This window comes from Aliiglaciecola sp. LCG003 (assembly GCF_030316135.1).
GTDB lineage: Bacteria > Pseudomonadota > Gammaproteobacteria > Enterobacterales > Alteromonadaceae > Aliiglaciecola.
In genome coordinates this window covers 3712197-3733489 of the sequence record NZ_CP128185.1, presented here as the reverse complement: position 1 = coordinate 3733489, position 21293 = coordinate 3712197, and the positions used below count along the sequence as shown (strand labels likewise).

The window sequence follows — 21293 nt, the reverse complement described above, 5'->3', positions numbered from 1 at the left end:
TAAGTCACCAAGTCGACCCTGTAGCATCAGGATGTTGTCACTCATTCTTTTGAAAGGTCTCAAAAAAATTACAACGAAAACATTAGTGAAAAATCAATGCTCTCTGATTATGTCTTTGATTTAGTAAATTGCTTGGCTTTGATCACCAAAATTATTCCGCCTAGAATGCTAATCGAGGCGACTAACAACCTAATAGAAAATGTTTCGTTCAGCAGTAAAATGCCGCCCAGAGCTGCAATAATCGGTACACTTAATTGACATACCGCGGCAATATTAGCGCGCAAATAGGGTAGCACCTGATACCAAATGGCATAACCAATACCAGATGTCAGTGTGCCTGATAGGATGGCGTACACGACTCCCTCAAGTTGAATTTGAGAATGGACGAATAGTATAGGTACTAACATCACCGATAATAGTGATGCTTTAACAAAATTGGCAGCTGTATCTTGTAATGGTGTGGCAGATTTAGCCCCTAACAGTGAGTACCAACCCCAAGCCATTCCTGCCAAGCTCATTAGCAACACACCGGATAAAGATGGTGCTGTTACCCCCGGCGAAATTAAGTAAATAAAGCCAGCAAAGGCGCTAAGTAAGCCAAGCCATTCAAGCTTTGTCGGATGTTGCCCACGGAGGATTCCCACTACTATCATGGTGATCTGCACACATGTAAATAGCACCAGGGCACCTGTTCCTGTGTCTAAATCAATGTATCCATAGGAAAAACCCGCAGCGTAGATAAACAAAGCCAATGCTGACAGCCAACTACCTGAATGAAAAACGGTATTGTTACTTTGGCGGGTAAACAGAATAGTGCTGAGGATTAAGGCGCCAGAAACTAAGCGGATTAAGGTGAAGCTGGTGGCATCGATAGTATGGTTAGCTAATGCCAGTCTGCACAGCAATGAATTGCCAGCAAAAGCAATCAGGGCAAGCGTTGTTAAGCTGATGATTTTTAAGCTTGAAATGTGCTAGTCCCTTATCTATTTGCTATAGGTCACATTAAAAATAGAGTAGCTGTACCTAAAAATGCGAATATCCCCACCACATCGGTAATGGTCGTGAGGATTACGCTTCCGGCCAATGCAGGATCAATTTTCAGACGTTTCATCACCAAAGGTAAGGTTGCGCCAGCGAGGCCTGCGGCTACCATATTGATCATCATCGCAAAGGCTATCACCCCGCCAAGCATCCAATCTTGTTTCCATAGCGCTATCACGGTGGCAATGAGCACCGCCCAAATCATACCGTTGAAGAAGCCGATAGCCAGTTCTTTAGTGATCAAAAACTTGGAGTTTCCGGCGCTAACATGACCCAGTGCCATACCGCGGATAACCAGAGTCAAGGTTTGGTTGCCTGCGACCCCGCCCATACTGGGCACTATGGTATTGAGGATTGCAAGGACCGCTAATTGACTCAGTGTTGCTTCAAATAAATCACTGACTGCAGCCGCGAGTAAGGCTGTCACCAAATTGACCGCCAGCCACACCGAACGCCTTTGGGTACTTTGTAACACCGGCGCAAAGGTATCTTCTTCATCGTCCAAACCGGCCATACTCATCATTGAGTGCTCAGCGTCTTCACGAATGATATCGACAACATCATCAATGGTAATTCGACCTAAAAGCTGGTGGTTTTCATCTACAACTGGTGCAGACAACCAATTATAGCGAGCAAATAATTTGGCTACATCTTTCTCAGGCATGTCTATCGGGATAGCTTCTGGCTCTTCATCCATTAAATCGCTAATCGACAGCTCGGGTAACGCAGTAAGCAGTTTGGTTACCGCGACTGTACCGATTAAGGTGTCATTGCGACTGACCACATAAAAGGTATCGGTACTTTCTGGTATTTCACCTCGCAAGCGCAGATATCTTAGTATTACTTCGATAGTGACATCAGCACGCAGGGTGATGGTGTCGGTATTCATAATAAAGCCGGCAGTATCCTCTCCATAAGATAGGGCTTTTACTGCGCGCAAACGATCTTGCTCGTCCATGGACTGCAGCACATCATTACTGACCGATTGTGGCAGGCTGCTGAGGGTTTCGGCCAAATCATCGATGTCCATATCTTCAAGGGCATCGACCACTTTTTCTGGCACCATTTGACCGATAATGCCATTACGGACATCCTCTGACAGTTCTTCGAGAACATCACCGTAAAAATCAGGGTCAAGCATCTGCCACAACTCGTACCTAGATTTGGTCGGAGTTGATTCAAGCAGTAGGGCTATATCACTAGCAGGCATATCGTGAAGCACTTTGTGCACATGCACAAAACGGCCACTACTCAAGGCTTGATTAATTGCCTTGAGCTGTCGTTGGGCGTGCTTAACTTCTAGGGCTTCTGCCATGAACCTACAGCTTGATGAAAAGATTAAACTTATTAATAGTTTAGTGGAGTAAGGGAGTCAGGTCAGCAATTATATTAGCTTCTGCATCGTTTGTTTATATTTTTGCAGGATGAGCTTATTCTTGTTCGTTGAATTTTTCGACAATCAACTTTTCAATGGCTTCCATAGCAATTTCTGCATCTGGCCCTTCGCTGATCACAGTAACCTCGCGGCCCTGATAACTTTCTAACATCATCAATCCAAGCACACTGACAGCGGAAGTGCTTTTTTTACCTTGTTGCAAGGTGACTTCGGCATCAAATTGGGTGGCGAGTTTAACCAGTTGAGTCGCTGCTCGGGCGTGAAGGCCGAGTTTGTTGACGATAACCATTTTCCTTTCACAACGGATCAACGGTTTAATTCTCGGTGACGGATCTGAACATCTGGATGGGACGCCCCAAAGGTCTTGGCTAAGGATTCGGCCACAAATACCGAACGATGTTGACCCCCAGTGCACCCGATAGCTACTGTCACATAACTGCGATTGTTACGTTCTAGGTGGGGCAGCCATGTGGAGATTAAGTTTTGGATTTGCCAAATAAATTTAGTCACTATAGGTTGAGAGCCAAGAAATATTTCAACCGCAGCATCAAGGCCCGTAAGATGTTTTAAATCCGGCTCCCAGTGTGGGTTGGGTAAGAAGCGGGCATCAAACACATAGTCGGCGTCTTTAGGGATCCCGTACTTAAAGCCAAATGATTCAAATACCAATACTAATCTTGAGCTCTTTTTACCTAAGATACGTTCACGAACTAATTCAGCTAGTTGATGTACCGATAATTTATCAGTATCCAGGTATAAATCGGCTCGCTCAGCGATAGGCGCTAATAGCTGTCCTTCGGCTTGAATTGCATCAGACAAAGATTTGTTCTGGCGTGAAAGAGGGTGCAGACGACGGGTTTCGCTGAATCGTTTTATCAGCATATCGTCGCTGGCATCTAGATAGACAATGGTCATATCCCAAGTGGAGGGTAAGTAGTCAAGTATCTCTACTAATTCCCCCGGGATCTTAGGTAAATTCCGTACATCGATACTGACTGCCACCTGATCGTATTCGTCCACCACTGTGTGAGTAAGGGTGGGTAGTAAGTTGACCGGAATATTATCAACACAGTAATAACCTAAATCTTCTAAGGCCCGCAGAGCGATAGACTTACCTGAGCCAGAACGGCCACTTATGATGATCAATTTCATCCAATGATTGCCTCATACAATTGCCCATCAGTCTCGCATTTTCGGAGTACTTTAAGGACTTCCTTATCACTGAGTCTAGTTGCTATGGTTGCCAAGGTTTGCAAATGCCCTTGGGCTTGTTCTTCAGGAACCAAAATGGCGAAGAAAATGTCAACCGGACAATTATCTATAGCATCAAAGGCTATAGCGGGTTTACAGGTTATTAATATGGCCAAAACCTTATCAATGCCTTGCAAACGGCCATGGGGTAACGCAATGCCATTACCAATTCCAGTGCTACCAAGTTTTTCACGACTTAACAGGCTCGTAAGTATATCGGTTTGATCAATGTCGGGCAGCTTTTGGGCTGCGAGTTGACTGATGATTTCTAATATACGCTTTTTGCTCGTCCCCTGAACTGCACAGCTTGTGCAGTCAGGAGTAAGTATGTCTCTAATTTCCATTAAGATTCAAATTTTAGGTTAATGGCGCTTAACTTTTTCCTTATGCTTGATCACCTGTCGATCAAGCTTGTCAATCAAACTATCAATAGCCGCATACATGTCGTTATGCTCAGAAGTGGCGAAAACTTCGCCTCCTGTCATGTGAACGGTTGCTTCGGCTTTTTGATTGAGTTTCTCGACATTTAGGATTACATGAACATTGTTTATATGGTCAAAATGTCGTTCTAACTTAGTAAATTTCGTGTCTACATAGTCTCGCAATGAATCTGTAATTTCTACATGATGGCCAGTAAGGTTAATTTGCATAAAGCGTCTTCCTTCTGTTGATGAGCCTACAGCAGGCTCTTGCGTTGATTAGACGGTGGGATCGAAAGAGACTCCCGATATTTTGCTATGGTCCGTCGGGCAACCTGTATACCTTGGTCAGCCAACAGTTGAGCAATTTTGCTATCGCTTAATGGTTTCGTCGTAATTTCAGACGCTACCAGCTTTTTAATCAGAGCGCGTATGGCGGTAGATGAACATTCTCCACCTGAGTCAGTCGCCACGTGGCTTGAGAAAAAGTATTTTAATTCAAAAATCCCACGGGGTGTATGCATATACTTTTGCGTAGTTACCCTTGAAATGGTTGATTCATGCATGTCGACCATTTCCGCGACGTCATTTAACACCATAGGTTTCATCATTTCCGGGCCGTGCTCGAAAAATCCAATTTGCTGTTGAACGATACAATTGGCCACTTTTAACAAGGTATCATTTCGGCTTTCAAGGCTTTTAATAAACCATTTGGCTTCTTGCATATGAGAACGGATAAATTGGCTGTCACTGGTATTTTTGGCACTACGGCTCATTGCTGCATATTGCTGATTCACGTTTAACTTGGGCAAGCTGTCTGGATTTAATTCGACTTGCCATCTGCCACTTTTTTTCATTACCGTTACATCAGGAATAACATATTCAGGCTCACCAATAAGTAATGCACTTCCAGGACGTGGATTCAATGTTTGCAACAAGCGCATGGCTTCCCGTAACTCTTCTTCTTTCAAACGCGTCTTACGCATAAGAGTACGATAATCTTTACTGCCGAGAAGTTCCGCATGCTCACCAATTAATAATTTAGCCTCAGCTAACCAAGGTGTGTCCGCTGAAAATTGATTGAGCTGAATCATTAGGCATTCTTGTGGGGAGCGAGAACCTGAGCCTATGGGATCAAACATTTGAATGCGCTTGAGTACGCATTCTACTTCGTCAAGCTCTACTTCATCATCATCGAGACTGGCTAACACCTCTTCGGTGCTCATGGTTAAATAGCCAGATTCATCAATTGAATCAATAATTGCGGTAGCGATGGCGATATCTAAATCGGAAAAATGAGTGAGGCGCATTTGCCACAACAAATGATCTTGGATGTTGTCTGTGGTTTCACCTTGAAATATTTGGTCATCATCACCACCACCACCGCTGATGGAAGCCGGAGCGGAAGACGCGCTAATGTAGTCATCCCAAGTACTATCAATGGGTAATTCGTCAGGTAAATCGTTTTTCTCTAATGCCTCATTTGTGTCCATAGTGTCGGCACTTGCAGAGATAATCTCGTCCGCTTCGTTACCATTATTTTCAGCTAATGCAGCGTCACCGCTAGGGCCATCAGAGCCTTCTTCTATCTCCAATAACGGATTAGACTCAAGCGCCTCTTGTATTTCCTGTTGGAGATCAAGGGTCGACAGTTGCAGCAATCGAATAGCCTGCTGAAGCTGCGGAGTCATTGTGAGTTGTTGGCTAAATTTTAACTGTAACGAGGGTTTCATTTATTTTTTAAGTTCTTACTCAGTTAGCCAGAAAGCTGTGGGTTAAATTCTTGATACCTTAACTATAGCTTGAATTGCTCACCAAGGTATACATCTCTCACTTGTTGATTATTTAATACTTCTTCTGCGGTGCCTGATGCGATCAGTTCACCATGACTTACTATATAGGCTTTTTCACAGACATCCAAAGTTTCCCGAACATTATGATCCGTTATTAACACCCCAATACCTCGCTCGCGCAAGTGTTGAATAATCTTTTTTATATCATTTACCGAAATAGGATCAACACCAGCAAAAGGTTCATCAAGCAGAATAAACTCGGGGGATGCAGCCAAGGCCCTGGCAATTTCAACTCGTCGTCTTTCGCCACCAGACAGGCTCATTCCTAAACTGTTTCGAATGTGGTTAATATTGAATTCATCTAACAAAGAATCGGCTTGTTCTTCTCGCTGTGTAGCGCTTAGCTCTTTGCGGGTTTGCAAAATAGCCATAATATTTTGATACACAGTAAGCTTGCGAAAGATGGACGACTCTTGAGGTAAATAACCTATACCTTCGCGGGCTCTGATATGCATGGGCTGAAAGGTCAGTTCTTTCTGATCAATCATGATCTCGCCTTTATCCAAGGGCACCAAGCCCACTATCATATAGAATGTAGTGGTTTTACCCGCGCCATTGGGACCCAACAAACCGACAATTTGTCCAGTGGACACCTCTAAGCTAACGTCGCGTACTACTTGTCTAGATTTGTACGCTTTGGCTAGATTGGTTGCTCTTAAGGTAGCCATTAAGGTTTTTTATCCTGTTCAAGTTGCTGCTCAGATTCTTTATCATCTGATTTTTTGCGTAAACTGTCCGGCTGAAAAATCGCGGTTACTCCACCTTCACCGTTGTCGCTGCTCTCTGCTACCAGTTGTTCCAGTTCCATATTAAAGATAATCGACTCACCCTTAACTAAACTACTATCCTGATTCAGCTCAGCATTTCCAGAAAGGGTTAGGGTTCTGCTACTGACTTCATATTTGATTTCATTCGCAGCGGCACTTATGGAGCCTCCATCATCAAGTTTCTGGGTATACTTGGCAGGCTCTCCTCTGGCGATGAAAATTTCTTTGCCTTCCCCTAGGCCGGCAATGACTTCTACTTCATCCGCTAAAATCTCCAACGAACCTTGAGTGATTTTGACATCTTTGCGAAAAATGGATGTTTTGGTTTTGCCATCAAAAAAATTAGATTGAGAATCGACTTTTATGGGCAGTTCAAAGTCATTTTCGTCAGCTAATGAAACTTGGCTGCTGGCGATGAAAAATATTAGTGCACTAGCGCGGAGCATATTGTGTTTGGACATGATCTTTTAACTCATATTCTTGTGTGGCTAAGTTTGCTGAAAAGCCATTGCTCATGACAACAAAATTTTTGCCGTTAATTTGTACTGGTTGATCTGACATCATGGTCTTGTCTCCCAGATTAATTTCTAAAAATTGAGTCTTGATGGTTTGGATAAATCCACTTTCGTCCAAGCTGCGGATTTCAACATCAGTTTCCAATTGAATTCGGTTGTCGTCGTACAAGGTTCCTTCTGTCGCCTCAACATGCCAAGGGTTTTGTTGATCCGCCACATATATGGTGTAACGTGGCTGACTAAAGAGTGTGAAACCTAATAACTGATAATGTTCCATCTTTAAGGCAAATACTTGGTGATTAATTTCACCAAACTCATTGTACAAAGTACTGCGCATGTTACGTGCTTGATAGTTAGGTCGCCAAGACTCTTCGTTAGTTTCATTGGTGTTTTGTGGATCTGCGCTCATCCAGCTTGGTACATAAATCAATAAGACCAACAAAAATAATAGGCCGATACTGATAGTTATTCGACTCATGTGCTACTTCCGTAGACATGATTTAACTTATTATTGGCGAACAAAATCAAATCGCACACTTCACGCACGGCCCCAGCGCCACCATAGGTACGGGTCACATACTCGGCTTGTTGACGAACATAGGGGTGGCCATTGGGTACGCTAAAAGCGACATTGCTTTCTTGGAACATGCCAATATCTCCAACGTCGTCACCAATGGAGGCTACATTTTCTTTTTTAATTCCCAAGTGGCTGATCATCTTTTTTACGGCCGATTTTTTGTTTTCTTCGCCTTGTACAATCAAGGATACACCTAAGGCGGACATTCTAGTCTCAACTATGGCAGATTCTCGGCCGGTGACAATAGCCACTTCTACACCGGTTTTTAGCATCGCTTTGATACCATAACCATCTAAAGTATTAAATGCTTTGAGCTCTTCCCCACTGTTACCCATGTAAATATTTCCATCAGAAAACACGCCATCCACGTCACATACCAGTAGTTTTACTTTACTCAGCTTACGGATAAGGTTGTTCTTTACCGGACCATACAGGGTATCAATAGTCGACATTATAGCACTCCAGCTTTGAGCAACATGTGCATATTTAGCGCACCTACAGGTAAGTTGTTGTCATCCACTGCGAACAGTGCGCTTATTCTGTGCTTTTCCATTAGATTCAATCCTTCAACTGCAAGCATATCTGCTCGGCCGGTTATACTATTAGAGGTCATGACCTGTGAGACGGCCGTCGAGTGAATATCGATTCGATTGTCCAAAATGCGGCGTAAATCACCATCAGTGAAGATACCCCTAAGTAGACCTTCATCATTAATGATGCCAGTCATACCTAGCCCTTTACTGGATATTTCCATTAGTGCGCTACTAATGGTCTGTGCTTCTTTTACTAGAGGAAGCTCACTGCCAGTATGCATAATATCTTCGATAGTAAGTAATAACCGCCTACCTAAACTTCCACCTGGATGAGACAGGGCAAAGTCCGCCGGAGTAAATCCATTAGCATCCAGCAGGGCGACCGCCAGTGCATCCCCCATGGCTAAGGTTGCGGTGGTGCTAGCGGTAGGAGCTAATCCTAACGAACAGGCCTCTTGTTCAACTTTGACACACAACACTGCATCAGAATACTTAGCTAATGCGCTGTGTTTATTATTGGTCATGGAAATAATTGGAATTTTAAGCCGCTTGACGACAGGTAACAGATTCAACAACTCAACGGTTTCACCAGAATTAGAAATGGCCAGTAAAATGTCGCGTTCACTAATCATGCCCAAATCGCCATGGTTAGCTTCGCCAGGATGCATGAAAAATGCCGGTGTACCTGTGCTAGCCAACGTAGCTGCTATCTTTTTGCCGATATGTCCAGATTTCCCCATCCCACAAACGACTACTTTGCCGGTGCAGTTAAGCAGTAATTCACAGGCTTTGTCAAAGCTGCTATCGATATATTGTTGCAGCTGCAAAATAGCCTGAGATTCAATCTCAAGCACCTTAATCGCTGACAGTCTAAACGGTGAAGACATACTTAGTTTCACTTAATTTAGTAGAATAAAAAGGCGCAATAGGCGAAATAGCACAATATTAGTGCCACACCTTCCCATCGGTTGATTCGTCTGGTGCCACGAAGATTGAAACTAAAGGCTATCATCAGACTCGTGATGAATAACATCGCATAGACATCTCGGCTAGCGACGTTTTCATCAATGAAACCAGGGGCAAATAACCCTGGCATGGCTAGTACGGCTAACAAATTAAAAATATTCGAACCTATGATGTTACCCAAGGCTAAATCATCTTCGCCTTTCAATACCCCGGCTATACTTGCTGCAAGCTCCGGTAAACTTGTTCCCAGCGCTATTATTGTCAAACCTATTACCAGCTCGCTCATACCGAAGAAGCGAGCAATCTCTACCGCTGAGCCGACCATAAAGTGCGCACTGACAGGTAATAAAATCAGTCCAATTATCACCCAAAAAATAGCTTTAGAGGCAGGTACGCCAATGGGAATTTCGTCTTCTGTTTCTGCTTGCAGTGGATCATCTTTTTCCACATTCATAGAGATAAGGGTTAACCCTCCTATGCTGACGAAAAATAATATGATTAGGATGACACCTTCATTGAAGCTCAGGTAATTATCTGACAAGAAATACATGGCTAATAAGGTCACGGCCAATAGCACCGGCATTTCACGCCGTACAGTAGTTGATGAAACAATTAGAGGTTTGAGCAGTGCGGTTAGTCCAAGGACTAAAGCCACGTTGGTAATATTAGACCCTATGGCATTACCCACAGCGGTATCTGGATTATTGGCCAGTGATGCAGTGGCTGAAACTACAATTTCTGGTGCGGACGAGCCCATGGCAACTATGGTCAAACCAATTACCATAGAAGATACACCGATATTTTTGGCCAGTGCTGAGGCACCAAATACAAATCTGTCAGCACTCCAACTAAGTACAGCCAAACCGGCAATAAAAATAGCTACTTCTGTTATCACTTCATCAATTCTTTGGAAAACAATGGTATGATTATCTCAAAATTCACAGGTATTTCCTATTGCGCTGTTCAATATTATTTAATTCATAATATTGTGATCAATTTTGTCAAAATCAAGCTACAAATTCTTACGATTTTTTTTATTATATTTTGTTACCTTTAGTTTTAGTTACTTACCCTTGAAAAAGGGTAAAATGGCCTCAAATCGGACGGCTCGTTGAAACATAAAGTGTAATTAGCGTGTCTACTACCCAAGGCATCTCGGAGTTTCTAGTGAAAAATGTGATTGAAATAGAGAGTTTGACCTTTAAAAGAGGAGAACGCGTTATTTACGACGATATTTCCTTGCAGATCCCAAAAGGTAAAACAACCGCCATAATGGGACCAAGTGGAATTGGTAAGACGACCTTGTTGAGATTAATTGGTGGTCAATTGAGACCAACCCATGGAGATATCAAATTTCATGGTGAATCCATACCTGGGATGTCACGTAATAGATTATTCAAGGTGCGACGTCAGATGAGTATGCTATTTCAAAGTGGTGCTTTGTTCACTGAAATGAGTGTATTTGACAACATCGCTTATCCATTACGTGAGCACACAAAATTATCCGAAGATTTAATCAACACAATAGTGTTGTTAAAATTGCAAGCGGTTGGTTTACGCGGAGCTGCGAAGTTAATGCCCAGCGAGTTGTCTGGTGGCATGGCGAGGCGAGCTGCATTAGCCCGCGCAATTGCCCTTGACCCAGAATTGATTATGTACGATGAACCTTTTGCCGGTCAGGACCCTATTTCTATGGGGGTATTGGTTAAGCTGATTAAACAACTGAACAATGCATTGAATCTTACCAGTGTGGTTGTGACCCATGATGTTAAAGAAGTGATGAGCATTGCTGATTACGTTTATATAATGGCAGAAAAGAAAATCATTGGGTCAGGTACACCAGATGAAATTCGTCACAGCGACTCAGCACTCGTCCAACAATTTTTACGTGGTGAAGCTGATGGTCCAGTGCCATTTCATTTTCCAGCAGACTCCCTCGAACATGAATTTATGGGATTAAATTAATGGATTGGTTAGCAAATCTGGGGCGCTCGGCATTAGATAAATTTGCCGCTAATGGCCGTGCAACTAACGTGCTAATTGGTGCAGTTATCGCTGTTCCGCAATTGAAAAATGTTTCTTTGACGATCAAACAACTGTATGTGGTTGGTGTGCAGTCACTATCTATAATTGTGGTGTCTGGTTTGTTCATTGGTATGGTAATGGCTCTGCAAGGTTATACCATATTAGTTGATTACGGTGCGGAAGGTAGTCTCGGACCTATGGTGGCATTGTCGATTCTGCGGGAATTGGGGCCGGTGGTGACCGCTTTGTTGTTTGCCGGTCGCGCTGGTTCAGCACTAACCGCAGAAATAGGCCTGATGAAGGCAACCGAGCAACTTAGTAGCTTGGAAATGATGGCGGTTGACCCTTTGCGGCGTATTGTGGCACCGCGTCTGTGGGCTGGAATATTGTCGATGCCTATGTTGGGGCTGATATTCAGTGCAGTAGGTATTATTGGCGGGCATCTTGTTGGCGTAGAGTGGCTAGGTGTTGACAGTGGAAGCTATTGGTCGATTATGCAATCCACAGTCGAATGGAAAGCGGATGTGATGAACGGTGTGATTAAAAGTATCGTATTTGCATTTGTTATTACCTGGATAGCAATTTTTAAAGGATATGATTCAGTTCCTACATCGGAAGGTATCAGTGCGGCTACAACCCAAACAGTAGTGTATTCGTCGCTCGCTGTGCTTGGTTTAGATTTTGTATTAACAGCAATCATGTTTGGAATAGAGTGAGGATAGGGGCATGACATCAAGGAAAATTGAAATATATGTGGGATTGTTTGTTGCTCTGGCTATCGCTGCAACATTAATGCTGGCGTTAAAAGTCGCCAGCCAAGGATCCGTAGGACAAGGCGATACGTATAACTTGTATGCCAAATTTGACAACATCGGCGGTCTAAAGGTGCGCTCATCAGTGAAAGTTGGCGGAGTCACCATAGGACGAGTTGAAGATATCCAGTTGGACCCAGAGGATTTTACCCCGGTAGTAACCTTAAGCATTTCGAAACAATATAATGCCTTTCCAGAAACAAGTTCAGTGTCGATTTTGACCTCAGGTTTGTTAGGTGAGCAATATATTGGCTTTCAGCCGGGCTTTTCAATCGACGACATCGAAAATTTAGCCGAAGGTGATTATATCGCAGATACAAAATCAGCCTTGGTACTTGAAGATTTAATCGGACAATTTTTATTTAGTCGTGATAGCACCCAATAGGCTGCTCAGGACCCGTTAGGACTTATTATGAATAAACCATTTTTAGTTAAAATAGCAGCGCTAGTTCTAGTATTAGCGACTTCAGCTTCAACTGCTTTTGCAAAGGAGATCAGTAAAGACGATCCCTATGCGATGGTGCAAGATGTGGCAACGATTACCTTTGAACGAATTAAAAATGATCAAGCAAAGATAAAAGCGGATCCAGATGTGCTGCGCAATATAGTAAAAGAAGAATTGCTGCCTTATGTAGATTATAAGTTTTCGGCTTATAAAGTGCTGGGCAAATACGTGACCAAAGCACCTAAAGAGCAGTTGCAAGAGTTCGTTATGGTGTTTCGTGAATATCTAGTCACCACTTACGCGGTTGCGATGGGCTATTATGACAACCAAACGGTAGTGTTTGAACCGACCAGCGACTTTGAAGATGAACGAGATGTTACGGTCAGAGCAATCGTAAAAGATCCCAATCGCCCAGATATTAAAATTGCATTCAAAGTACGCAAAGACAGAAAAACCAATCAGTGGAAAGCCTACGATATGATTGCTGAAGGGATCAGTATGTTATCTAGCAAGCAAAGTGAATTTGAGTCTATCTTGCGCCAACAAGGGATAGAAGTTGTAATAGATTTGATGAAAGATAAAATCAATAAACCTATTACCATGGACAAGGCTGAAGGAGCGAACTAAGTGTCTTCAAAATTGACCGTCTCACTTGTGCAGAAAAATCAATTCAAACTGAGCGGCGATTTAAACCGTGAGACGGTGATGCATTGCTGGCCGGAGCAAGCTGAGATTATACAATCTGCTGCTCAGGCCAAGCAAAGCCTGACAGTCAATCTAAGTTCTGTCGAAGCTGTGGATACCGCAGGACTAGCTTGGCTGATGCATTTGGTTAGAGACTGCCAAGCAGCCGAAGTGCCTTTAGCGATCACCCAAGCGCCGACAGGATTGGTGAATTTGGCGAAATTAAGCAACGTTGATCCACTTTTACCGTTACAATAGACTCATGCAAGCATTATAAAAAGACGACAGATGGAAACTAACGAAATAGAAATTTTGCTCAAAGAGCAACTCGGATTGGCTGAAGTACACGTAACTAGCGATGGCTCGCATTTTCAAATTATAGCCATTAGCGATCAATTCGATGATATGAGTCGAGTCAAAAAGCAACAAATGATCTACGGCCCACTAAAAGATAAAATTGCGGATGGCAGTATGCACGCGATTTCTATTAAAACCTTCAATGAAAAGCAATGGCAACGTGAACGCATGTTCAACATGCCTCAGTAGCCTTATATTTTATGCAAAAATTACTTATAAACACTAGCCCTGCGCTGCACGGTGAAGTGGTGATATCAGGCGCTAAAAACGCTGCGTTACCCATTTTGATGTCGACTATCTTGGCAGATTCAGCTTGCCATTTCGACAATGTCCCGCATTTGCGGGATATCAAAACCAGTATAGCCTTATTAGCCGAACTCGGTGTCAAAGCTACCCGTCATGATAATTTGGTACTCGAGCTAGATCCGAGCAATATTGATAATTTCACTGCGTCTTATGATTTAGTCAAAACCATGCGCGCATCGATTTTAGTGCTAGGTCCTTTGCTCGCCAAATATGGTCAGGCGAATGTGTCCTTGCCTGGTGGCTGTGCCATAGGCGCCAGACCCGTCAATTTGCACCTAGATGGCTTGAAGCAGATGGGGGCTCAAATTGACGTGGACAATGGCTACGTTCGTGCCAAAGTTGATGGTCGACTAAAGGGGGCACATATCTTTATGGATATGGTCAGCGTAGGGGCCACCGAAAATCTAATGATGGCTGCGGCTTTAGCGGAGGGCGAAACTGTATTAGAAAATGCGGCAAGAGAGCCTGAAATTACCGATTTGGCTAATTGCCTCAATCGCATGGGGGCCAAGGTCACTGGAGCAGGCACGGATAATATTAAAATTGTAGGTGTAAAACGCCTACATGGTTGCCATTATCGAGTGTTACCTGATCGGATTGAAACTGGGACTTTCTTAGTGGCTGCTGCGGTAACTGGCGGTCATATAAAATGCCTGAATGCCGCACCAGATACCCTAGATGCGGTCTTGAGCAAGTTGAGTCAAGCAGGTGCAGATATTCAAACCGGCGAGGATTGGGTGTCTTTGAATATGCACAGTAAGCGGCCAAAAAGCGTCAGTATAAAAACCGCACCTCATCCCGGTTTCCCTACTGATATGCAAGCGCAATTTGTCGCTATGAATTGTATCGCGCAGGGCAGTGGCGTTGTAACTGAAAATATTTTTGAAAATCGTTTTATGCATGTTCCTGAACTGCAACGAATGGGAGCTAATATTTCACTAGAAGGTAACAGTGCTGTTTGTAACGGTGTTGACCAGTTAAACGGTGCACAGGTGATGGCTACAGACTTACGTGCCTCTGCGAGCCTTATCATTGCTGGGCTGGTGGCTAAGGGTGAAACCGTGGTCGATCGTATCTATCACTTAGATCGTGGTTACGAAAATATCGAGAAAAAGCTAACTAATCTTGGTGCTAATATTCGCAGAGTGGAATAGTAAGTCAGTTGCAGCCCTCCGAACTAATCAGTTCAATTGTCTCTGTTATTGCCAGCAATCTGTTTGTAAATCGTGATTGCTGGCTCCTCCATATTATTGTAGTTATCAATTTGCTTTGTAAGTCGAGATGGCAATCACAACTCGCATTTTGGAAAGATTCTATTTAGTCAGCGATTTGAATTCATATTAAATCTGGAAATCGATTAGCAGATTCGCTAGGCTAACCTTCAGGACATAGTACTGAAAGGGAATACCATGAAATACATATACATGCTGCTTATATTAACCTTAGTCGGATGCAATGCTGATGATGAGCTAACGGCATTAACTGCCACTGCTTCTGAGGATAAAGTTTGGGTGTTTGCGCAGTTTAATGTGCAGGAAGAAACCGATGGTACGGAATCCTATTATTACTATGCGATGATATCCGCACAGACTTATAAGCTCATTAGCAATAATAAGCTCAAACAGGGTTTTATTCTTTTGGAGAATGTGAAGTACTGGGGAGCTAATGATTTAATTTATGACTATCGCGATGAAGAAAACTCCGGTGAGTTGGTGTTTCGAATCGAAGATATTGTTAAATTAGATTTAGTGAATCAGGCTCCAATTGTAGGCAAGGGTGTCGAACAATATGACAGTGAGCAATCCAAAGAAGAAGAGGTCAGTGCCACCCAACAAGCGCAGGATAACGAATCTGAACAAGTAACATCACGTCCTAAAAGAACGCTTAAATCGGGATTATGACGGCTTAGCTTGCTATTTAATCTGCTTGGTTACATCACCTGTCCTCAGCAGAATTAGCGGCTCTTGCTTTTCGCAAAACATCATTACTGTGTAGCTTCGCCCACCACTACTTGAATACTGATAACTTTACCATCTCGGGAAACAGATAATTCCAGTTGTTCTCCCGGGCTACTTTTGGCAATCATATCGAAGGTTTGATCAAGAGTATCTAGCTCAAACTGATTGATTGAAAGAATGATATCAAATTGTTTCAAGCCGCCTAAATCAGCTGGGCCGCCGGCAACAACGTTGGTAACCACAACTCCTGTTACATTGGGATCTATGCCACCAGTAAAGCCTAGTTGTCCATGAGTCGCTCTGCCACTTTCAATGATTTCATCCATGACTCTTCGTGCTAGAGAATAAGGCACAGCAAAGAAAATGCCATTTACATCAACAACTCTGCGTTGGCTATCGAGGGTTTTAAAGTTTGCATTATTAATGCCAATTAAATAGCCATTACTATCAACCAAAGCACCACCAGAATTACCTTCGTGTAAAACTGCATCGGTTTGAATAAATTCTCTAAAATTTTGGGTAACGGTGTGGCCAGAACGGCTGACAATGCCTTGGGTAATAGTCTGTCCGATATTGAGGGGATTACCGATCGCTAGTACTACGTCACCTACACGGATTTCGGGGGCTTCTAATTGAGGAATAACCTGCAGGTTATCGGCGGTGATTTTCAATACTGCTAAATCTGTCAGTTCATCATAACCGGCAAGTTCAGCTGGAAGTCGGCGTCCATCAGGCAAACCTACCACTGTCATTTCTGCATTTTTTATCACATGCCAGCAGGTTAAAATGTAGCCATTTTCAGTCATGATCACACCAGAGCCTAAGCTGGTTCGGTTGACTTGACGGCGTCTAACAATATCGATACTGGAACTGTAAATATTGACTACGGCAGGAGCGGAACGACTAATCGCATCATAATAACTGAGCTTTTCAGGGGCGTGGTTATTTTGACTAAACACGTCCAAACTCAGGCCGCTGCCTTTCCTAAGCTCTGGGACAAGTGCGAGGATTAATGCAGACATAATCAATCCTAATGCGACTGATTTGCCAATAAACTGTAGCCAGGAAGGTATTTTCACGGTTTAAACAAGGTTAAATGACTGATTAGTAAGAATAACACTGAATAAGCCATGATGATAGGCGTGCTAGCCAGGAATCTACAATGCCGGGTTTTTGATAAACTCGGCATTGCAGTTAGGCGGTACTAAAATAATTAGCGAATGACCAGATACAAAGAGGATTTCCCACGTTGCACATTGAGCGCTATCACACCTTCAGCATCTTCCATCTGTCGGCGTAATTCGGCTACATTGTTGATGCGGTTTCTATTCACACCAACAATGATGTCACCCTCTTGCAAGCCAAAACGGGCAGCTGGTGAGCGGGCGTCTAGTTCACTGATCTCAACGCCTTTATTGCCTCGCTCGGTTGTGCCATCGGCTAAGGTTGCCCCTTCCAACGCAGGATGTATTTCACGGGCTGCAACCACCGCTGCACCGGCATCTCCCAAGGTCACTTTGACCTTTTTAGATTTACCCTTGCGTAGTAATGTAAGCTCTACTTCCGCACCCGCGCCCATACTACTAATTTTAGCTCGAAGTTCTTGGAAGCTATCAACGATTCTGCCGTTTATGTGAGTGATAATATCACCAGACTCAATTCCACCTTTGTCGGCAGCTGAATCCGGACTCACCTCGCTGACGAAGGCGCCTTTATTTACTTCTAGATTCATTGCTTCAGACAAACCCGCATCTACGTCTTGGCCGAGAATCCCGAGCAGCCCACGACGGACTTCACCAAATTCAATGATTTGGTCAACGAGACTTTTCATCATATTACTGGGAATAGCGAAACCGATACCCACATTACCGCCATTTGGTCCGAAAATAGCGGTGTTGATACCGACTAACTCACCACGTAAATTAACTAAAGCGCCACCAGAGTTACCGCGGTTAATCGCTGCATCGGTCTGAATGAAATCTTCATATCCGCCAATATTCAAACCCGAACGGCCAAGGGCACTAACGATGCCTGACGTTACCGTTTGGCTTAAGCCAAATGGATTTCCGATAGCCACCACAAAATCACCCACGCGTAATTTATCAGAATTAGCTAAAGGCAGAGCTTTCAGTTTTTCTGAGTCTATTTGTAACAGAGCAATATCGCTTTGTTCATCGGCACCGAGTTTTTTTGCTTTTAATTCGCGCCCGTCAGTCAACATAACGGTGATTTCATCGGCGTTGTCGACAACATGATTATTCGTTACTACATAGCCTTTTTCGGCATCGATAATGACGCCGGATCCTAAACCTTTAAAGGGTCGCTCTTGCACTTGTTCATTCTGACCACCAAAGAAATGACGAAACATCTCTGGCACTCTCTGTCGCGATACCTGGGTACCTTCAACCGAGATGCTCACTATCGCCGGAGTCGCTTCTTGCAGCATCGGCGCTAATGATGGAATTTCTTCTTTATCAGAAGAGAAGAATGGTAACGCAGCATTTGCGTTCATAGTAAATGACAAGGTACTGACAATGATGCCAGTGGTAAGTAACAAACGATTCACAGCTTTTTTCATCGTAATTTTGTCTCCAAAGTAATGCTACTTGATAAAATAGTCAGTCAAATGACCTAACAATGGTGGCCAAAGTTCAGATTTAATTATTTATTGTCGACGACTTGCTTATTTTTTGCGTCAGTAAACAGCCCAGAGCTTTCAGTTGAAAAATCTTTTGGTTGAAATTCCGCCGTTTCGGTTTTGCGCTTTTGCTTCGCTTGTTGATGACGAATGAACAAGGTCGCGTGTTCACCAAAGAAGGTTAAATTATCCTTGCTGTCATCCATTTGGCTTGCATTAAGCACATTTTCATAGGCGTCCAGTTGCTCATTCAGATCTTCACACTGAGATTGCAATGTCGCCACTATTTCACGAGATTGACTAAGATGATCAGCTGCGTGCTGCGCCATCATTTCTTTCAAGGTGCTGTCACTAGCTTTTTCGGCTTGTTCTGCATATTTTCGCTCCAAAAGGAACTTGGCAGCAAAAAATCCAATAATCATACCCACTACTAATAGCAATAGCCCTACTAACCAGTCCATAATGTCTCCAGATTCTACAAATGCTTTACTTAATCATACTCGCTTAGCAAACTATGCGGCCATTTATTTTTCATTCAAGACGATTTTTAACAATTTAATATTAGCGGATATACATGATTACGCCTTGGCAAAAATATCAAAACGATTTAACCGATCCAGAGTTTCTATTCGACGCTGCTCAAGAAAACGCAGTTAAGGAACTTCAACGCTTATATGATGAATTAACCCAACCTCGTAAAAAGCTTACGTGGCGAGTGCATCTGGCCAGCAAGTTTGGAATGGGAATGAGTAAACCCAGTATTCAAGGGCTCTACTTTTGGGGAGGTGTGGGACGAGGTAAAACTTATTTAGTGGATACATTCTATGAGTGTTTACCTTTTGAGCGCAAAATGCGCATTCACTTTCATCGTTTTATGCACAAAGTACATCAGGAACTAAAAACCCTTGGGGGTGAAAGTGATCCATTAAAAATTGTGGCAGACAATTTCGCTAAACAAACTAAAGTGATTTGTTTTGACGAATTCTTTGTCTCAGACATTACCGATGCCATGATCCTTGGCACGTTAATGCAAGAATTGTTTGCCAGAGGTATCTGCTTAGTCGCGACTTCTAATATAATTCCGGATGAGCTGTATCGAAATGGGCTACAACGAGCACGCTTTTTACCCGCTATAGAATTAATTAACCAAAATTGTCGAGTGGTAAATGTGGATTCAGGCGTGGACTATCGCTTACGGACGTTAGAACAGGCGGAGATTTACCATTATCCGTTGGATACAAAGGCGACCGAGAATTTGTCGCGGTATTTTACTCAGCTGGCCCCAGAAGTGGGCAATAGCAATCGTCAGATTGAAATCGAAGGCCGCAAAATCCCGTCTATCCAAGATGCCGATGGGGTTATCATGTTGGAATTTAGAGCGCTATGTGACGGCCCTCGAAGTCAAACTGACTATATGGAGCTAAGTCGATGCTATCATACGGTTCTATTGGCCAACGTAGAACAGATGGGCCGTGAAATAGATGATATCGCTCGGCGATTCATTGCTATGGTGGATGAATTTTATGAGCGAAATGTGAAATTAATCATTTCAGCAGCGGTACCGATGGAAGCCTTATATACTAGCGGACAGCTTAATTTTGAATTCAACCGATGCTTGAGTCGGCTAAAAGAAATGCAATCACATGAGTATTTAGCGACACAACATTTGCCCTAGGCCTAGCTGTCTGGGTAGAATTCACCGACAGAAATATTAACCCAATTAAAAAAGAGCAATTCATAATGGGAAGAAAGTTTGAAGTTCGCAAACTTGCGATGGCGAAAACAGCGGGTCAAAAAACCAAAGTTTATTCCAAATACGGTAAAGAAATCTACGTAGTAGCGAAGAACGGCGGCACGGATCCCCATGCAAACCTTTCTCTTCGCCGTTTAATCGAAAAAGCCAAAAAAGATCAGGTGCCTGGTCACGTAATTGATAAAGCAATTGAGAAAGCCGAGGGCGGTGCAGGTGAAGACTTCTCAGTTGCACGCTACGAAGGATTTGGTCCTGGCAATTGCATGGTGATCGTGGATTGTTTGACGGACAATAATAATCGTACTATCACCGAAGTCCGCAATTGCTTTACTAAAACTAATTCTAAGATTGGTGCTCCAGGCGCAGTTGCGCATATGTTTGATCATCAAGCCGTTCTGGCATTTAAAGGTGATGACGAAGACGCTGCGTTAGAATTATTAATGGAAGCTGATGTGGATGTAGCGGATATTGAGAATGAAGAAGGCGTGATTACGGTTTTCGTTCCTCACACCGAATATTTCAAAGCTAAAACTGCGCTCACCGATGCTATGGGCGAAATAGAATTTGATGTTGACGAGATCACCTTTATTCCGCAAATGCATACCGACGTGACCGGTGATGATGTAGAGGTGTTCGATAAATTTATTGATATGCTCAACGATTGTGATGACGTTCAGGATGTGTATCACAACGCTGAAGTCCAGCGTGAAGAAGCGTAATCCATAAGCTGTCTAATGCTGCATAGATGCTTTAAAAGTAAATAGACTTTTAGCAGACGAATAAGGCCCACTTCGGTGTGGGCCTTCTCATGTTTGTCTCTCCCTCCCCAAATGAGACACCCATGTTTATTCAACACCCCAAATAAGACATCCATTTTTATAAATGATTTAATGAAGACCCTTTATGCAATGTTTGATTGTCAAAGTGTCTTAGTTCTGGGTAGGTAAAATAATGCCTAACTGCAGATTTTGAATACGATATCGGTTATTCATTTGAT

The 21293-nt window shown here is 43.2% G+C and carries 26 protein-coding genes; 10 read left to right on the top strand and 16 right to left on the bottom strand.

The window, feature by feature from the left end:
* Nucleotides 1-107: 107 nt before the first annotated feature.
* The 13 genes from QR722_RS16255 to QR722_RS16195 form a co-directional block, all read right to left on the bottom strand.
* Nucleotides 108-905 (bottom strand): DMT family transporter, encoded by a 798-nt coding sequence (locus QR722_RS16255; RefSeq protein ID WP_353506888.1) that lies wholly within the window; start codon nucleotides 903-905, stop codon nucleotides 108-110.
* Nucleotides 906-997: 92 nt separating this feature from the next.
* Nucleotides 998-2356, bottom strand: a complete 1359-nt coding sequence (gene mgtE / locus QR722_RS16250; protein ID WP_286283992.1) for a magnesium transporter — start codon at nucleotides 2354-2356, stop codon at nucleotides 998-1000.
* A 115-nt stretch (nucleotides 2357-2471) separates the two neighbouring features.
* A complete protein-coding gene (locus QR722_RS16245; protein WP_286283991.1) occupies nucleotides 2472-2726 on the bottom strand; it encodes an HPr family phosphocarrier protein in 255 nt (84 codons plus the stop codon).
* 17 nt (nucleotides 2727-2743) lie between these two features.
* Nucleotides 2744-3589 carry an RNase adapter RapZ gene (gene rapZ, locus QR722_RS16240; protein WP_286283990.1) on the bottom strand — a complete coding sequence of 282 codons (846 nt, stop codon included), beginning with the start codon at nucleotides 3587-3589 and terminating at the stop codon, nucleotides 2744-2746.
* The gene (gene ptsN / locus QR722_RS16235) at nucleotides 3586-4032 is read right to left on the bottom strand and encodes a PTS IIA-like nitrogen regulatory protein PtsN (protein ID WP_286283989.1); all 447 of its coding nucleotides are present in this window, start codon (nucleotides 4030-4032) and stop codon (nucleotides 3586-3588) included. Before ptsN ends, rapZ begins: the two co-directional genes overlap by 4 nt.
* Nucleotides 4033-4050: 18 nt before the next feature.
* Nucleotides 4051-4338, bottom strand: a complete 288-nt coding sequence (gene hpf, locus QR722_RS16230) for a ribosome hibernation promoting factor (RefSeq protein ID WP_286283988.1) — start codon at nucleotides 4336-4338, stop codon at nucleotides 4051-4053.
* Nucleotides 4339-4364: 26 nt separating this feature from the next.
* Nucleotides 4365-5840, bottom strand: a complete 1476-nt coding sequence (locus tag QR722_RS16225) for an RNA polymerase factor sigma-54 (RefSeq protein ID WP_286283987.1) — start codon at nucleotides 5838-5840, stop codon at nucleotides 4365-4367.
* Nucleotides 5841-5902: 62 nt separating this feature from the next.
* Nucleotides 5903-6628 carry an LPS export ABC transporter ATP-binding protein gene (lptB, locus tag QR722_RS16220; protein ID WP_286283986.1) on the bottom strand — a complete coding sequence of 242 codons (726 nt, stop codon included), beginning with the start codon at nucleotides 6626-6628 and terminating at the stop codon, nucleotides 5903-5905.
* Nucleotides 6628-7173, bottom strand: coding sequence for a lipopolysaccharide transport periplasmic protein LptA (gene lptA / locus QR722_RS16215; RefSeq protein ID WP_502872482.1), 546 nt, complete (start codon nucleotides 7171-7173; stop codon nucleotides 6628-6630). Before lptA ends, lptB begins: the two co-directional genes overlap by 1 nt.
* Nucleotides 7160-7720: an LPS export ABC transporter periplasmic protein LptC gene (gene lptC / locus QR722_RS16210; protein WP_286283983.1), complete on the bottom strand. Its 561-nt coding sequence runs from the start codon at nucleotides 7718-7720 to the stop codon at nucleotides 7160-7162. Before lptC ends, lptA begins: the two co-directional genes overlap by 14 nt.
* On the bottom strand, nucleotides 7717-8271 hold the full coding sequence (gene kdsC, locus QR722_RS16205; protein WP_286283981.1) for a 3-deoxy-manno-octulosonate-8-phosphatase KdsC: 555 nt from the start codon (nucleotides 8269-8271) through the stop codon (nucleotides 7717-7719). Before kdsC ends, lptC begins: the two co-directional genes overlap by 4 nt.
* Complete coding sequence (locus QR722_RS16200) at nucleotides 8271-9239, bottom strand: KpsF/GutQ family sugar-phosphate isomerase (protein ID WP_286283980.1); 969 nt, start codon at nucleotides 9237-9239, stop codon at nucleotides 8271-8273. The genes kdsC and QR722_RS16200 overlap by 1 nt, the downstream gene beginning before the upstream one ends.
* 17 nt (nucleotides 9240-9256) lie before the next feature.
* Nucleotides 9257-10213: a calcium/sodium antiporter gene (locus QR722_RS16195; protein WP_286283979.1), complete on the bottom strand. Its 957-nt coding sequence runs from the start codon at nucleotides 10211-10213 to the stop codon at nucleotides 9257-9259.
* A 272-nt stretch (nucleotides 10214-10485) separates the two neighbouring features.
* On the opposite strand from QR722_RS16195, the gene mlaF reads away from it, so the two are divergent.
* From mlaF to QR722_RS16155, 8 genes are all read left to right on the top strand, one after another.
* Nucleotides 10486-11283, top strand: a complete 798-nt coding sequence (mlaF, locus tag QR722_RS16190; protein WP_286283978.1) for a phospholipid ABC transporter ATP-binding protein MlaF — start codon at nucleotides 10486-10488, stop codon at nucleotides 11281-11283.
* Nucleotides 11283-12059, top strand: a complete 777-nt coding sequence (gene mlaE / locus QR722_RS16185; protein ID WP_286283977.1) for a lipid asymmetry maintenance ABC transporter permease subunit MlaE — start codon at nucleotides 11283-11285, stop codon at nucleotides 12057-12059. The genes mlaF and mlaE overlap by 1 nt, the downstream gene beginning before the upstream one ends.
* A gap of 10 nt (nucleotides 12060-12069) precedes the next feature.
* On the top strand, nucleotides 12070-12540 hold the full coding sequence (mlaD, locus tag QR722_RS16180) for an outer membrane lipid asymmetry maintenance protein MlaD (protein WP_286283976.1): 471 nt from the start codon (nucleotides 12070-12072) through the stop codon (nucleotides 12538-12540).
* A gap of 27 nt (nucleotides 12541-12567) precedes the next feature.
* Nucleotides 12568-13227, top strand: coding sequence for an MlaC/ttg2D family ABC transporter substrate-binding protein (locus tag QR722_RS16175; protein ID WP_286283975.1), 660 nt, complete (start codon nucleotides 12568-12570; stop codon nucleotides 13225-13227).
* Nucleotides 13228-13542 (top strand): STAS domain-containing protein, encoded by a 315-nt coding sequence (locus QR722_RS16170; RefSeq protein ID WP_286283974.1) that lies wholly within the window; start codon nucleotides 13228-13230, stop codon nucleotides 13540-13542.
* A gap of 30 nt (nucleotides 13543-13572) precedes the next feature.
* Nucleotides 13573-13830 (top strand): BolA family protein, encoded by a 258-nt coding sequence (locus tag QR722_RS16165; RefSeq protein WP_286283973.1) that lies wholly within the window; start codon nucleotides 13573-13575, stop codon nucleotides 13828-13830.
* Between the two features lie 11 nt (nucleotides 13831-13841).
* Nucleotides 13842-15101 carry a UDP-N-acetylglucosamine 1-carboxyvinyltransferase gene (murA, locus tag QR722_RS16160; protein ID WP_286283972.1) on the top strand — a complete coding sequence of 420 codons (1260 nt, stop codon included), beginning with the start codon at nucleotides 13842-13844 and terminating at the stop codon, nucleotides 15099-15101.
* A 255-nt stretch (nucleotides 15102-15356) separates the two neighbouring features.
* A complete protein-coding gene (locus QR722_RS16155; protein WP_286283971.1) occupies nucleotides 15357-15848 on the top strand; it encodes a hypothetical protein in 492 nt (163 codons plus the stop codon).
* Between the two features lie 83 nt (nucleotides 15849-15931).
* Here QR722_RS16155 and QR722_RS16150 read toward each other — a convergent pair whose 3' ends face one another.
* The 3 genes from QR722_RS16150 to QR722_RS16140 all read right to left on the bottom strand — a co-directional run bounded on the left by QR722_RS16150 (nucleotide 15932) and on the right by QR722_RS16140 (nucleotide 19004).
* Nucleotides 15932-16927 (bottom strand): trypsin-like peptidase domain-containing protein, encoded by a 996-nt coding sequence (locus tag QR722_RS16150; protein ID WP_286283970.1) that lies wholly within the window; start codon nucleotides 16925-16927, stop codon nucleotides 15932-15934.
* Nucleotides 16928-17118: 191 nt separating this feature from the next.
* Nucleotides 17119-18483 carry a DegQ family serine endoprotease gene (locus QR722_RS16145; RefSeq protein ID WP_286283969.1) on the bottom strand — a complete coding sequence of 455 codons (1365 nt, stop codon included), beginning with the start codon at nucleotides 18481-18483 and terminating at the stop codon, nucleotides 17119-17121.
* A gap of 83 nt (nucleotides 18484-18566) precedes the next feature.
* Nucleotides 18567-19004 (bottom strand): ZapG family protein, encoded by a 438-nt coding sequence (locus QR722_RS16140; RefSeq protein ID WP_286283968.1) that lies wholly within the window; start codon nucleotides 19002-19004, stop codon nucleotides 18567-18569.
* 113 nt (nucleotides 19005-19117) lie between these two features.
* Here QR722_RS16140 and zapE point away from each other — a divergent pair, with 113 nt between their 5' ends.
* A complete protein-coding gene (zapE, locus tag QR722_RS16135; protein WP_502872439.1) occupies nucleotides 19118-20218 on the top strand; it encodes a cell division protein ZapE in 1101 nt (366 codons plus the stop codon).
* Nucleotides 20219-20283: 65 nt separating this feature from the next.
* The gene (locus tag QR722_RS16130; protein ID WP_286283967.1) at nucleotides 20284-21015 is read left to right on the top strand and encodes a YebC/PmpR family DNA-binding transcriptional regulator; all 732 of its coding nucleotides are present in this window, start codon (nucleotides 20284-20286) and stop codon (nucleotides 21013-21015) included.
* Nucleotides 21016-21293 lie beyond the last annotated feature (278 nt).